The sequence below is a fragment of the Desulfitobacterium sp. genome (genome assembly GCF_982384815.1).
This window is the reverse complement of sequence record NZ_CEVWNY010000093.1, coordinates 1-12,240: the sequence shown is the minus strand read 5'-3', so window position 1 is coordinate 12,240 and position 12,240 is coordinate 1. Positions and strand designations below refer to the sequence as shown.

The window sequence follows — 12,240 nt, the reverse complement described above, 5'->3', positions numbered from 1 at the left end:
CGTCTGCCTGCCAATTATCTGGCAAAATCCAGATATGATATCTTTCTGGATATTTCAACCAAGACATCCACAGTCTAAGTTCTTCTTCCATTTCTTTTACGGTTAACCAATGTATACGTAAATCCCAGTAACCATTGCTTTTATGCTTATCGAAGTTAAGTAAAGTACTTTTTTCTAATACACTAAACAACAGGATAGCCGAACTCGCTTGAATTAAAGGTTTATCGAGAATTGGACAAACCACACTAATTTGATCATTCCCTTCAAAATAAAACCACTGACCTAAATCAGAAACCCAATTTTCACTGCGATCCTTTGGCAACCATGGCCATTCCTTGGGGGTTCCCCATAAAGAAGATAAAATACCATTACCTTGATGCAACCACAAGGCTAGCCTTTCCCTCGGTTTTAATTGACCGTCCCTCTCCCGTCCTTCGAGAATATCCAGAATCCTTAAGACCGCTCCGCAGAACTCACTGTCCAATTCACCGGAGGCGTCCACCCACCCTTGACGCAGAAGATTTTGAGCCTTTTCCCCATTCCGCTCCCATTTAACCTTAGTCATTAAGTCAAACTTTTTTCCTTTACGCTTAATTTCTGCTATCTCGATATTTCCCCATAGAAAAGAAATGGTTTGAGGCTTTAGCTCACACCGCACTCCTCTATTTTTCAATTGCTCAAAGAATCCTTGCACAATGGAGAGCTGATGCTGAGCTACCGGATTTAATTCCCGCTTCCACTTCAACCAATTAGGTCTTCGTTCACCGATTGAGATTTTCTGCTGAATACCTCCCACCGGATCAGGAATCAAATAGAGGCTTGGTGATAAATGTTCCCTCCAGTAGACCCCCTTGGCATTGATCCGACCCCCTATTTTTGCTAAAGCATCTAAGAAGAAAGGTGAAAAATCCGGGGCAACAAAATAGATGACCGTTCGCGCTCCATTGCTTAAACGGTTAGCCCAAAGCAAACCGGCCAATAAAAACTCCTCTTCTTTCGGCAGAGTATTACTTGCTACGATCCCAACTCTTAAAGCTGTTTCTCCGCCAAAATAATAGCTAAATTGCGAGGGTAACCGCAAATCTTTTCTTTTTTCCGGCGAACACTCTTGCCAATTTTGTACAATAAAAACATCGGGATGATGCTCCCAAACTTCAAGCCAATTATTCACAATGATCCTCCCTTATTTTTTGTCACATTACATACTTACGCTCACAATGAGGACATCATGACATCTTAACCCAAAAAGGAGCCAAACCTATTTAATATTTGAGGAGTTGGCAAAGCCCTCCTGATATGCCCATCCCGTCCTTCCATTGTGGTGGCCAAAAACAAGGAATTCCAAATACTTTCCGCGGTTAATTCCACTACCGCCTTAAAAAGAGGATCAAGGTCCCAATCACTTATAGCCTCTGCCAAGGCCATGCCTTTAGTATTAACCATCAGGCAAAATTCCCCGCTGCCGAGGCGAGAAACCCCGCCCGTTCTTCCCAGGCCCAATCCTGCCCTTTCGGCCAGCATTCTCAATTGCCAGCGGTTAAGGGGAGCATCAGTCATGCCAATAAGAATCAGGGAACCCGGCACCTCCCCCTTTACCAGCATCCCAAGTTCTAACCCTACCGGGATTCCATTTAGCAAAAAGTCATCCAACTTACCGAAATTGCTTAGAGACAGCATACCGATTGTAAATTGCCTTCCACCTTCCTTTAATCTAACCACTCGGGAGGCGCTACCAATCCCTCCTTTAAGTTGAAAACAAGACATCCCAACTCCAGCCCCTACATTTCCTTGGGGGATAGGCCCGGTCGAAGCACGGTTAAGGGCTAGAATTGTATCCCAAGGTTTCACATGCCGGCCCCTAATATCATTAAGATACGAATCATCACACTCAAAAACAACAAGGTTGGGCGTTCTGGCATCAATGCCAATCTCAGGATTCTCTTGTAACAAATAGGTAAGCATTCCTTGGGCCGCTTCATAAACGTTTAAGGTATTCGTTAATAAAATAGGCGAATTAAGTATGCCAACTTCTTGGAGATAAGGTACCCCAAGAGACTTGCCGAACCCATTTATGACATGGATTCCAGCCCAACAAGGTTGACGATAAAGATTTCCAGGATGCGGGCGAATCGCCGTAACGCCGGTACGGACAGGGCCCTTGCCCGGAATCAGAGGCCCCATACCCTTAATCAAGGAAATGTTCCCCACCAGCACTCCGGGAACATCAGTAACATCATTATTTAATCCGGTGGGCAATTCCCCCATCCACAAACCATAGGATCGGGCACTTTTACGCTCCATAAATAAATCACCCCTTGACACTTATATTCATCAAGGGGAAGATCAGAACAACCTTTGCAGATGAGATATTTGCGGGTGAAATATTTAGGCCCTAAGTTTATGTTCCTGAAGTCCCTCAAAAAATAAGTTAACCACATTATCCATGTCCTTAACCAAATCACCTTCCCCGGTAACAAACCAATGCAGAAAGTTCTGTAAAACCATACCTTCCAAGCTTTCCGCCAGAAAAACCGGATCATAACGCTTGCTCACTTCACCAATTCTTTGTCCATGACTCAGAATCCCAATAATTCCGTAGTGGAGTCCCTTATCAAGCTCCGCTCCCGCTCGATATTTTACGGCAACCCAAGCGAACTCTTGCTCCCGAGTCAAAAAATCCACCCAATTCTTAAGCACATGATCCAGCCTTTCTTTTAAGGTATAACCGGCCTCACGCCCGGAAGCGATCATTTCTTGGTATTTTCTTCGTGAATATTCCAAAACTACCGCCTCTTTCGTGGGAAAATAGTTATAGAATGTTCCCTTACCCACATCAGCCAATTGAGTAATCTGTTCGATTGAAGTATCTTCATATCCCTGCTTTCGAAAAAGGTCCATAGCACATTGATAAAGCCGGTCATAAGTTTCCAGTTTCTTACGCTCACGTCGAGATAATTCGGACATTAACGCTCCCCCTTTTCACCCCTGAAAATTATCCTTCGCCATAAAACCAAATAATCTATTTATCCTTTCGCTTCATTCCATATTTTTCCTGCCAATAAACAGGAATATTTACTTATTTAAACGAGGCTTCCTCCAGCTAGGGATTCGACCTCTCTGAAGGTTGGAAGGTAGCGCCCATAAGTTGTGCTCATTAATTTGACATTGTACAATATCAACAGTAGTAACTATTTAAAAGGTGGTCATGATGTTTTACCGTATTCGCCAGTTTTGGCATGCCATCCACCCTAGATTTAAAACAGAGGAACTGGCTTGGGCTAAGTCCATCCTCTCCCCAAACTCTCTTCAATTATTTCAGTCTCAACCCCTCCCCGAGCAACGCCATGCTCTGGATGTGGCTTTAGATTTATGGACTTCAGGAATTCGGGATGACCATCTCCTGATTGCGGCCCTTCTTCACGATTGTGGTAAAGGAAGGCATCCATTGAAGATTTGGGAGAGGATTAGCATCGTATTGTTACAAAAATTGCCGTCACCGCTTTGGAACTACTTGCTCCATTCCTCGTCTCCTGTAGCAGTTCCCCTGCGGACAGCTCAGGATCATCCCCAATGGAGTGCGGAAATGGCCGCGGAAATCGGCTTATCCCCTCAGGTCGTAGAACTTATACTTGAGCATCATCACCCGCATAGCCAGGATGGGCGCATCCTTTATGCGGCAGACAACCGACACTAAAAAAAGAAGGCCTAACCAGTTTGGTTAAGCCTTCTCTTGGTATTCTTCAATCTTTTCTTGGAGCTCGACAATTTCACGATTTTTGGAAAAAATCCATTTGGCAAAACGGGTATTGTCCCGTTGCAAACGGATATTTTCTTTTTCTAACTTATGAATTAAGGCCACTTTTTCCCGCTCAACTTTTTCCAATAGATTCATGAGAACCCTGCGGCTAACTCTCAGATGCTCTACACGCTGTTCTAACTCGTTGATACGATCTTTAGCAGCCTTAAGCTCTTGGCGAAGGTTCTTGATCTCTTCATGGACCTCCAAGCCACTAACCCCCCTAGTCATAGTCTACATATATTATGTATTCTATGCCAGGGTTAGACTTTTTAACCCTTATTGGCCATAAACTCCTGAACTCGTTTCACTGCTTCCTTCATGACTTCCTGATCTTGAACCAAACCAATTCGCACATAGCCCTCACCATATTCCCCAAAGGCCACTCCGGGGACTAGGATAACCCCTGCTTTCCGGGCCAAATCAAAAGCAAAGCTCCGTGAATCCTGCCCTGTGGGCACCGGTGCCCAGATAAACATAGAACCTTGTGGGGAAGGCATGTTCCAGCCCGCCTCAGCACACCCTTCCACCCAAATGTCCCGGCGCTCTTGATAAGCATCACGGTTCCTTTCCACATTTTCCTGGGAAGCACCTAAGGCATATGCACCGGCTTGTAAAACAGGTGCAAAAACTCCATAATCAATATTGGATTTCAATTCAGCCAGAGCAGCAACGACTGTGGAATTACCTACAACAAATCCGAGTCTGGCTCCTGCTAAATTATAAGTTTTAGAGACGGAATGAAACTCTATCCCTACATCTTTAGCACCTGGTACTTGCAAGAAGCTAACCGGACGATAACCGTCAAAGGCTAACTCCGAATAGGCTGCATCGTGACATACCACAATTTTATTCTTCTTGGCAAAGTCAACAACCTCTTCGAAAAAAGCGAGAGATGCCACAGCCGCAGTGGGATTATTGGGATAATTTAAAAACATTATTTTAGCCTTTTGAGCAATTTCTAAAGGTATCTCGGAAAGTTTCGGTAAAAAGCCATTTTCCTCCCGTAAGGGCAAAGGATACTTTTCGCCACCGGCTAAGATCAACCCTGCTGTATAAATAGGATAGCCGGGATCAGGGATCAAAGCCAGGTCACCGGGATCGCATAAAGCCAGAAAAATATGGGCAAGCCCGTCTTGAGACCCCATTAGCGGCAGGACCTCTTTTTCGGGATCCAAATCGACCCCAAACCGCTCTTTATACCAATTTGCGCAAGCAGTTAGAAAATTTACCGTCCCCCGGCTTAGCGTGTAACCATAGTTTTTGCCATTTAGCACCCCTTCGGCTAATACTTTGCGAATTTCTTCCGAAGGTGAACGGTCCGGGCTGCCAATACTGAGATTGATCAAATCTTTACCGTCTTTCTCCAGTTCCCTCCTTAAATCATCCATTTCTGTAAATACAGAAGCCCCGAGGCTACTCAATCGTCGAGCTTTCAAAGCCTTACCTCCTAATAAATGATTAGCAATTCGTAACACCTTAGCATCTATAACTATCTTAAACATTAACCCCCCAAAGTACAAGCCACCAAGGGAGTGTATACAAAAACACAGGCCTTACACTCAATAATTAAGTATTAAGCCTGTGAATAGTGTCAAAACATAAATACCGAATAAACTTAGACATGGTGCAGACAAGCAATTTTGCGGATCTCTTCAACAGTAGTATAAGTAGTTCCCCAGCCGCCTAAATTAACCCCCGGCTTTCTTTCCACACCATGAAAGTCCGACCCGCCGGTTATCAGCAACCCATTTTCTTTTGCCAATTCACGATACTTCTTCTCGTCTTCAAAAGTGTGTTCAGAATGACTAACCTCTATCCCCTGTAAACCGGCTTTTACCCATTGAGGAATCCCCTTGTCAAGGTGATATATGCCTGGATGGGCCAACACCGCCACCCCCCCTGCTTGGCGGACTAGAGCGATCCCCTCTTCAGGAGTAATTTTGTAACGGGGAACATAGGCAGGCGCACCTGCCCCGATATAGCTATCAAAGGCTTCCCGTATACTATTTACTACCCCTTTATTAACTAAGATCTGGGCAATATGGGGTCTCCCAATTGATTCGCCCTTAGCTACTTTCTCAACCTCCACTTTTTGAATAGGAATTCCTAAAGCTTGCAGTTTTTCGGTTATGGTGTACACCCTTTTAAGTCTTGCTTCCCGCAATTCGGCAAGCTTATCTTGTAAGATCGGAATCTTCGGATTCATCTCATAACCCAAGATATGAACTTCAATCCCATTCCAATCTGTATTTAGCTCTACACCTTTTACGATATTCACATTAAATTGTTTCCCAGCTTTTTCTGCTTCTTCCCAACCGCTCAAAGTATCGTGATCAGTTATCCCAACAGCCTTAAGACCTATTTCCGCAGCACTCTTGACTAGCTCCCAGGGCGTGAGCAAGCCGTCAGATGCCGTAGTATGACAATGCAAATCCACTTCCGGGTATCTAACCTTATCTTTAAGCATGAACTCTACCTCTTTTCAAGGGAAAAATAACTCACCTCCCTATTTTAACACGGTAGAGAGTAAACGCCTAAAATTTTTATACATAATCTTTTCGATTTCTTCATCCTTAAATCCGGAAAGCTGTAAGACCTCAACTAGAGCCCCAAATTTGTCCGCTCCCGCCAATCCCTTGGGGGTCTGATCTATGCCGTCAAAATCCGAGCCTAAACCCACAGTATCTACTCCTGCCACCTTGACAATGTGGTGAATATGATTTACCACATCGCTGAGACCGGCTTCTGTCCCTTGGGTTAAAAAAGCAGGATAAAAATTCACACCCACAACTCCCCCATTTTCCGCCAAAGCCTTGAGCTGCTCATCGGTCAAATTCCGCGGATGAGGACAAAGGGCATAAGCACAGGAGTGGGAGGCTAGGATGGGCTGGCAACTAAGTTTTAGAACATGCCAAAATCCCGCCTCATTGAGATGGGAAACATCAATGATCATTCCCAGCTCATTCATCCGCCGAATCACTTCCTCACCGAATTTTGTGAGAGAGCCGCCGGTCTGTTCCCCTGCCCCATCGCCGATGGCATTCCGCTGGTTCCAAGTTAGCCCTATGGCACGGACACCAAGCTCATAAATAATATCTAAAAGAAATAGGCTGTTCCCTAATATCTCCCCGCCCTCAACGCTTAATAGGCAGCCGATTTTATCGGCGGCAGGAAGGCTATCCACATCTTGCCTTTGACGGATTAAGAAAACTTTTTCCGGATTTTCCCCAATAAATTTCCGGGCGGCATGAATTAGCTCTAAGCCACGCAGAGTCCCTCGTTCCGGCTTATACTCGCTCTCAATGAATGCTGCCATGAATTGGATTACGACTTTTCCAGCCTTGGCCCTTTGCAGGTCCCAGTGACCACCTTCTTGAGGCTTTGTCAAAGATCTCTTCCCTTCGCAATAATCAATAATACTGTCACAATGTCCATCAATTACCCAAAAATCCTTCATCTTGTTCCCTCCCACAAAATAGAGAAACACCTGTCGCCCAGGCAAACAGGTGTTATTAAGCAATTTTCCTCTAACGTGGTTCTACAATAAGCTTAATTGCCGTTCGCTCTTCACCGTCAATCTGGATATCGGTGAAAGCAGGAATACATACAAGATCGACTCCGCTGGGGGCAACAAACCCTCTAGCAATAGCTACGGCTTTAACCGCTTGATTTAGCGCACCGGCACCAATGGCCTGTAACTCCGCACCTCCCCTCTCACGGAGCACTCCAGCCAAAGCACCTGCGACAGAATTTGGACTTGATTTTGCTGAGACTTTTAACACATCCATGAACGACAACCTCCTGTTCGAATCACTGAACATATATTATTACGTTAGCTGTATTCTCCAGAAGGTGGAAAAAACCCTCTTTTTTTCGGGTAAGCTTTCAGACTTTTTTAAATATTTTTTCCTGGCGTTTAAGTTATTTTATCTTTTGCACGGTAAGGATGGATCGTGCTTTCCCAGTACTCTCATCAACATCCAGTACTACCCCGTTTAATTGCACCGGTCCGTCGGCTAACTCAAATTTTGCCGGCAGCTGAGTAAGAAAGCGATTAATAATAGTCTCCTTCTTTACTCCTAATACAGAATCCCTAGGACCGGTCATACCTACATCGGTGATATAGGCTGTTCCTTGGTGCAACAAGCGGGCATCCGCTGTTTGAATATGGGTGTGGGTACCTAAAACTGCGGTTACTTTACCATCAAGAAACCAGCCTAAAGCCATTTTTTCGGAAGTCGCTTCCGCGTGAAAATCCACAATGATAATGGAGGTTTCTTGACGTATTTCGTTAATCCAGCGAATAGCTCCGCTAAAAGGATCTTCTAAATTATTGAGATAGACTCGGCCGGAGAGATTGAGTATTCCCACCTTCTTGCCCTTAATCCGGACATAACCATAACCTTTTCCCGGTGCGCCGATGGGATAGTTTGCCGGTCTTATCAAACGGGCTTCCTGGTCGATATATTTCATGATACTGCGTTGGTCCCAGACATGATTGCCCATTGTCAAGAACTCGATACCATAACCATATAGTTCTTCGGCCACTTCTTTGGTCAGCCCTTTTCCGCCCGCAGCATTCTCCCCATTGGCTATGGTTAAGTCGATTGCATATTCTTGCTGAAGGGGTTTGAGGAAGGTCTTAATAGCTTCCCGTCCGGGATTTCCTACTATATCTCCAATAAATAATATATTCACGCTAATATTCCCTTCTTTGTACTTGGTTTTATAATCAGATTCTTGCAATAATTATAGCTCTTCCATCTTTCTTAAAGATTGCAGTTCTTATAATACAGATATACCCAAAAAGGGGCGTCTTAAAACCTTATTATCAACCTAGCTGTGGTAGACTAAGACCCGCCCTTCCTCTCGAACTGCGATATATCCTTTATCTAAAGGGCTGCTCCGGAAAGACTGGAGAATCTGCCCAATTACTTCTTCTTGAAAGCTAAGCTCCTCTTCAGGCATTTCTGCGTCCTCAAAGATCAGTTGTCGACCAGTATCTTTAATAAGGTCAACGATAAGCCCCACTTCATTTTGACTCATGCTATTCACATCTCTTGTCACCGTAATAAGAGCTATTCCTTCCTCTTGCTTATGCTCGATCCGACAAATTTCCATTGGTCGATCTTCAATCCGATGGTAGACAGCCAAGGCATCACGAAGTTTACATTCACACGTTTCCCTAAGGTCTGATCCTGATACCATAAAACGAAAAGTTAAGGCATGCTCCGGTTGCAGATAGCGAACAGAGCAAACTTCAGGATAGCGAACCAGAATAGATATCAGTAAATCCACACCATTGGACATCATGTCATCCTCTTCTCTTATGTAGTGCCTAGTTAGCCGATTATCTTTAATTATTCGTCAACAGCATATAAACTCCTGCCAAAAAGATGCACGCAAATATTTCCCAGCATAGTGCAGAAATTTAAAAGGACAGGCGAATTTCACCTGTCCACAATTCTCATAGTTAGATTAAAGGTTCACCTTATTTAGCATAATCTACCGCGCGAGTTTCCCGAATTACGACAACCTTGATTTGACCGGGATATTCTAACTCATCTTCAATGCGTTTACTGATTTCACGAGCCACCTTGGGAGCCAGAACATCGTCAATCTTATCCGGCTTGACAATGATTCGTATCTCCCGTCCAGCTTGAATAGCGTAAGATTTTTCCACACCTTCGTAAGTTTCGGCAATCTCTTCAAGCTTCTGTAGACGCTTAATATAGGATTCAAGGGTTTCACGGCGTGCGCCGGGGCGGGCAGCAGAGACAGCATCTGCAGCAGCCACCAAAACAGCTTCAATGGTTTTGGACTCTACATCCCCATGATGGGCTTCGATAGCGTGAACGACTTCCCAAGATTCCTTATACTTTTTGGCCAGATCAACACCAATCTGAACATGAGTTCCCTCTGTATCGTGATCCACAGCTTTCCCCAGGTCATGTAATAACCCTGCCCGTTTAGCCAGTTGGACATCTACGCCCAGTTCGGCAGCCATTAAACCGGCCAAATGGGAAACTTCAATAGAATGCTTGAGTACATTTTGTCCGTAACTGGTTCTGAATTTCAAACGCCCTAACAAGCGGACGATTTCCGGATGCAAGCCATGAACCCCCGTCTCAAAGGTTGCTTGCTCGCCTTCTTCGCGAATTCGCTGGTCCACTTCCTTTTGGGATTTCTCAACCATCTCTTCGATCCGGGCCGGATGAATTCGGCCATCAGCAATAAGTTTTTCCAAGGCAACCCGAGCAACTTCTCTACGTATAGTATCAAAACCCGAGAGAATAACTGCTTCCGGTGTATCATCAATAATTAAGTCGATTCCGGTTAAAGTCTCTAAAGTTCGAATATTACGTCCTTCTCGACCAATAATGCGTCCCTTCATCTCGTCACTGGGAAGGGCAACTACAGACACCGTGCTCTCTGCCACATGATCGGCAGCACAGCGTTGGATAGCCAGGGAAATAATATTTTTTGCTCTCTTTTCGGCTTCTTCCTTGGCTTTGCTTTCAATATCTTTAATCATAATTGCAGATTCATAACGAACCTCTTCTTCAACACTTTGGAGAAGGATTTGTTTAGCTTCCTCCGTGGATAAACCGGAAATACGCTCTAGTTCTTGTTTTTCCTTGGCTACTGTTTGAGTTAAGACTTCTTTGAGTTGGTCGACTTCCTCTTCTTTACGGTGAAGGTTTTCTTCTTTTCGCTCCAAACCCTCCATCTTACGATCTAAGGATTCTTCTTTCTGAATAACCCGTCTTTCCATCCGTTGAATTTCATTTCTTCGTTCCCGTGACTCTTTTTCTACTTCATTTCGAATTTGCATAACTTCTTCTTTGGCAGCAATCACTGCCTCGCGACGCTTCGCCTCTGAGTCACTATGGGCATTTTCAATAACTCGTTTGGCCTCTTCCTCAGCAGAACCTATCAGCTTCTCAGCGGTATTCTTACGAATAAGCCATCCCAAAAAGCCACCCAAGGCTAAGGATACTACTCCTAAAACTCCTAAAACCCCTAAAATTACCCCAGAAAATTCCAAATGTCTTTCACCTCCTAACATCACTCTTATTAAGTTATCATCTCCTAGTTTCTAATAAAACAAAAAAACTGGATCCAAGCCAGTTCTTTTTAAAACAAACCTTTATAGCAAAGACAAAAAATGTCCTTTTTTTCCTACAAACCTACACGCCGCTAGTTTGATACCTCCATATTATATACTAACTACGATGCAATCTATAAGAAAACCTTAAAGGTCTCATTTTAAAAGAATCGGGCTTCTAATAGAGTTTAATATCTTTTGAAAAATTTGTCAAGAACCATGATGAAACAGGAAAAGCTTTCACTCTTCCTGTTCCGAATTCCTGTCTAAATTATCGTTTAGGACTTGGAAAACCATTTCCTGAGGATAGCCCTTTTGGAGGAGCTTTTGACCAACTTTCTGCTTTAGAAATACTTCCCGCGGAAACTTCGCATAACTTTTTTTATATTGGTAGGAAGTTTCCCAACGCTTGGATTCTTCGGTCCAGAGTTTTTGAGCTTGCTGTAAACAAAGAGACATCTCCTGGCCGGGGAGATAAGCTTCATTTAGAACCTTCTCAATAATATCCTCCCCGATTCCTCGTCCCTTAAGTTCGTACCTTATCCGTTTCTTGGCATAGCTCTTAAGTTTGCTGAGGCAATAAGTCCGGCTATATTCCAGGTCATTAATATAACCCCACTCCAGGAGGCGTTCTAAGGCTTTTTCGATCTCTTCCTCGGAAAACCCCTTCTTCTCCAGCCTTTGCATCAACTCATAGCGGGAAAGAGCACGGCGGGATAAATAAGTTAAAGCTGTATCCAGTGCCCCCTTCATTTTAGAAATCTTCCGGCTCCTCTTGAGTATCCTCGGTCGCCGGAGCACTCATTGTACCAATACTTGCACGGATTTTTTGCTCGATTTCGGCGGCGATATCCGGATGTTTCTTAAGGAATTCTTTGACATTCTCTCTGCCTTGGCCAAGACGCTCTCCTTGATAGGAGTACCAAGCCCCGGATTTATCAACAATGTTGAGCTCTGCTCCTACATCCACCATGCTGCCTTCCCGAGAAATCCCTTCTCCGTACATAATATCAAATTCAGCTTGCTTAAAAGGCGGAGCCACCTTATTTTTAACAACCTTTACTTTAGTACGATTGCCGACCATATCCTGACCTTGCTTTAAAGCGTCTTGACGCCGAACTTCCATACGCACGGAGGCGTAGAATTTCAGGGCTCGTCCACCGGTGGTAGTCTCGGGACTACCAAACATAACTCCCACTTTTTCACGAATCTGGTTAATGAAGATAACACAAGTTTTACTTTTGCTGATTGCTCCGGTTAATTTGCGAAGAGCTTGGGACATTAACCGGGCATGTAATCCTACATGGGAGTCTCCCATCTCACCTTCAATTTC

14 protein-coding genes are annotated in these 12,240 nt (G+C 44.3%); 1 reads left to right on the top strand and 13 read right to left on the bottom strand.

Features of this window, described 5'->3' with window-relative positions:
- From AC1U9U_RS12480 to AC1U9U_RS12470, 3 genes are all read right to left on the bottom strand, one after another.
- Nucleotides 1–1,171: hypothetical protein (locus tag AC1U9U_RS12480; protein ID WP_479960891.1), on the bottom strand; the 1,171-nt coding region annotated here is incomplete at its 3' end.
- A gap of 65 nt (nt 1,172–1,236) precedes the next feature.
- On the bottom strand, nt 1,237–2,301 hold the full coding sequence (locus tag AC1U9U_RS12475) for a DmpA family aminopeptidase (protein ID WP_479960890.1): 1,065 nt from the start codon (nt 2,299–2,301) through the stop codon (nt 1,237–1,239).
- A gap of 84 nt (nt 2,302–2,385) precedes the next feature.
- Complete coding sequence (locus tag AC1U9U_RS12470; RefSeq protein WP_479960889.1) at nt 2,386–2,964, bottom strand: TetR/AcrR family transcriptional regulator; 579 nt, start codon at nt 2,962–2,964, stop codon at nt 2,386–2,388.
- 244 nt (nt 2,965–3,208) lie between these two features.
- Between AC1U9U_RS12470 and AC1U9U_RS12465 the strand changes: the two genes are divergently transcribed.
- Nucleotides 3,209–3,694 carry an HD domain-containing protein gene (locus AC1U9U_RS12465; RefSeq protein ID WP_479960888.1) on the top strand — a complete coding sequence of 162 codons (486 nt, stop codon included), beginning with the start codon at nt 3,209–3,211 and terminating at the stop codon, nt 3,692–3,694.
- 24 nt (nt 3,695–3,718) lie between these two features.
- On the opposite strand, the gene AC1U9U_RS12460 is transcribed toward AC1U9U_RS12465, so the two are convergent.
- The 10 genes from AC1U9U_RS12460 to AC1U9U_RS12415 all read right to left on the bottom strand — a co-directional run.
- Nucleotides 3,719–4,006 (bottom strand): translation initiation factor 2, encoded by a 288-nt coding sequence (locus tag AC1U9U_RS12460; RefSeq protein WP_479960887.1) that lies wholly within the window; start codon nt 4,004–4,006, stop codon nt 3,719–3,721.
- Between the two features lie 62 nt (nt 4,007–4,068).
- A complete protein-coding gene (locus tag AC1U9U_RS12455; protein WP_479960886.1) occupies nt 4,069–5,235 on the bottom strand; it encodes an aminotransferase class I/II-fold pyridoxal phosphate-dependent enzyme in 1,167 nt (388 codons plus the stop codon).
- Nucleotides 5,236–5,414: 179 nt separating this feature from the next.
- Nucleotides 5,415–6,266: a PHP domain-containing protein gene (locus AC1U9U_RS12450; protein WP_479960885.1), complete on the bottom strand. Its 852-nt coding sequence runs from the start codon at nt 6,264–6,266 to the stop codon at nt 5,415–5,417.
- A gap of 39 nt (nt 6,267–6,305) precedes the next feature.
- Nucleotides 6,306–7,256 carry a dipeptidase gene (locus AC1U9U_RS12445; protein ID WP_479960884.1) on the bottom strand — a complete coding sequence of 317 codons (951 nt, stop codon included), beginning with the start codon at nt 7,254–7,256 and terminating at the stop codon, nt 6,306–6,308.
- A gap of 70 nt (nt 7,257–7,326) precedes the next feature.
- Nucleotides 7,327–7,587: a stage V sporulation protein SpoVS gene (gene spoVS / locus AC1U9U_RS12440; protein ID WP_011459952.1), complete on the bottom strand. Its 261-nt coding sequence runs from the start codon at nt 7,585–7,587 to the stop codon at nt 7,327–7,329.
- A 133-nt stretch (nt 7,588–7,720) separates the two neighbouring features.
- Nucleotides 7,721–8,497 (bottom strand): TIGR00282 family metallophosphoesterase, encoded by a 777-nt coding sequence (locus tag AC1U9U_RS12435; protein ID WP_479960883.1) that lies wholly within the window; start codon nt 8,495–8,497, stop codon nt 7,721–7,723.
- 138 nt (nt 8,498–8,635) lie between these two features.
- A complete protein-coding gene (locus AC1U9U_RS12430) occupies nt 8,636–9,109 on the bottom strand; it encodes a hypothetical protein (RefSeq protein ID WP_479960882.1) in 474 nt (157 codons plus the stop codon).
- A gap of 181 nt (nt 9,110–9,290) precedes the next feature.
- Nucleotides 9,291–10,871 carry a ribonuclease Y gene (gene rny / locus AC1U9U_RS12425; RefSeq protein ID WP_479960881.1) on the bottom strand — a complete coding sequence of 527 codons (1,581 nt, stop codon included), beginning with the start codon at nt 10,869–10,871 and terminating at the stop codon, nt 9,291–9,293.
- Between the two features lie 276 nt (nt 10,872–11,147).
- Nucleotides 11,148–11,660 carry a regulatory protein RecX gene (locus AC1U9U_RS12420; protein WP_479960880.1) on the bottom strand — a complete coding sequence of 171 codons (513 nt, stop codon included), beginning with the start codon at nt 11,658–11,660 and terminating at the stop codon, nt 11,148–11,150.
- 1 nt (nt 11,661) lies between these two features.
- The coding region (locus AC1U9U_RS12415; protein ID WP_479960879.1) for a recombinase RecA family protein at nt 11,662–12,240 on the bottom strand (579 nt) is incomplete at its 5' end.

Coding starts and splice junctions, on each gene's coding strand:
- AC1U9U_RS12430 (WP_479960882.1), bottom strand. CDS start 9,109: ATGTCCAATGGTGTGGATTTACTGATATCTATTCTGGTTCGCTATCCT.
- AC1U9U_RS12450 (WP_479960885.1), bottom strand. CDS start 6,266: ATGCTTAAAGATAAGGTTAGATACCCGGAAGTGGATTTGCATTGTCAT.
- AC1U9U_RS12465 (WP_479960888.1), top strand. CDS start 3,209: ATGTTTTACCGTATTCGCCAGTTTTGGCATGCCATCCACCCTAGATTT.
- AC1U9U_RS12475 (WP_479960890.1), bottom strand. CDS start 2,301: ATGGAGCGTAAAAGTGCCCGATCCTATGGTTTGTGGATGGGGGAATTG.
- spoVS (WP_011459952.1), bottom strand. CDS start 7,587: ATGGATGTGTTAAAAGTCTCAGCAAAATCAAGTCCAAATTCTGTCGCA.
- AC1U9U_RS12420 (WP_479960880.1), bottom strand. CDS start 11,660: ATGAAGGGGGCACTGGATACAGCTTTAACTTATTTATCCCGCCGTGCT.
- AC1U9U_RS12445 (WP_479960884.1), bottom strand. CDS start 7,256: ATGAAGGATTTTTGGGTAATTGATGGACATTGTGACAGTATTATTGAT.
- AC1U9U_RS12470 (WP_479960889.1), bottom strand. CDS start 2,964: ATGTCCGAATTATCTCGACGTGAGCGTAAGAAACTGGAAACTTATGAC.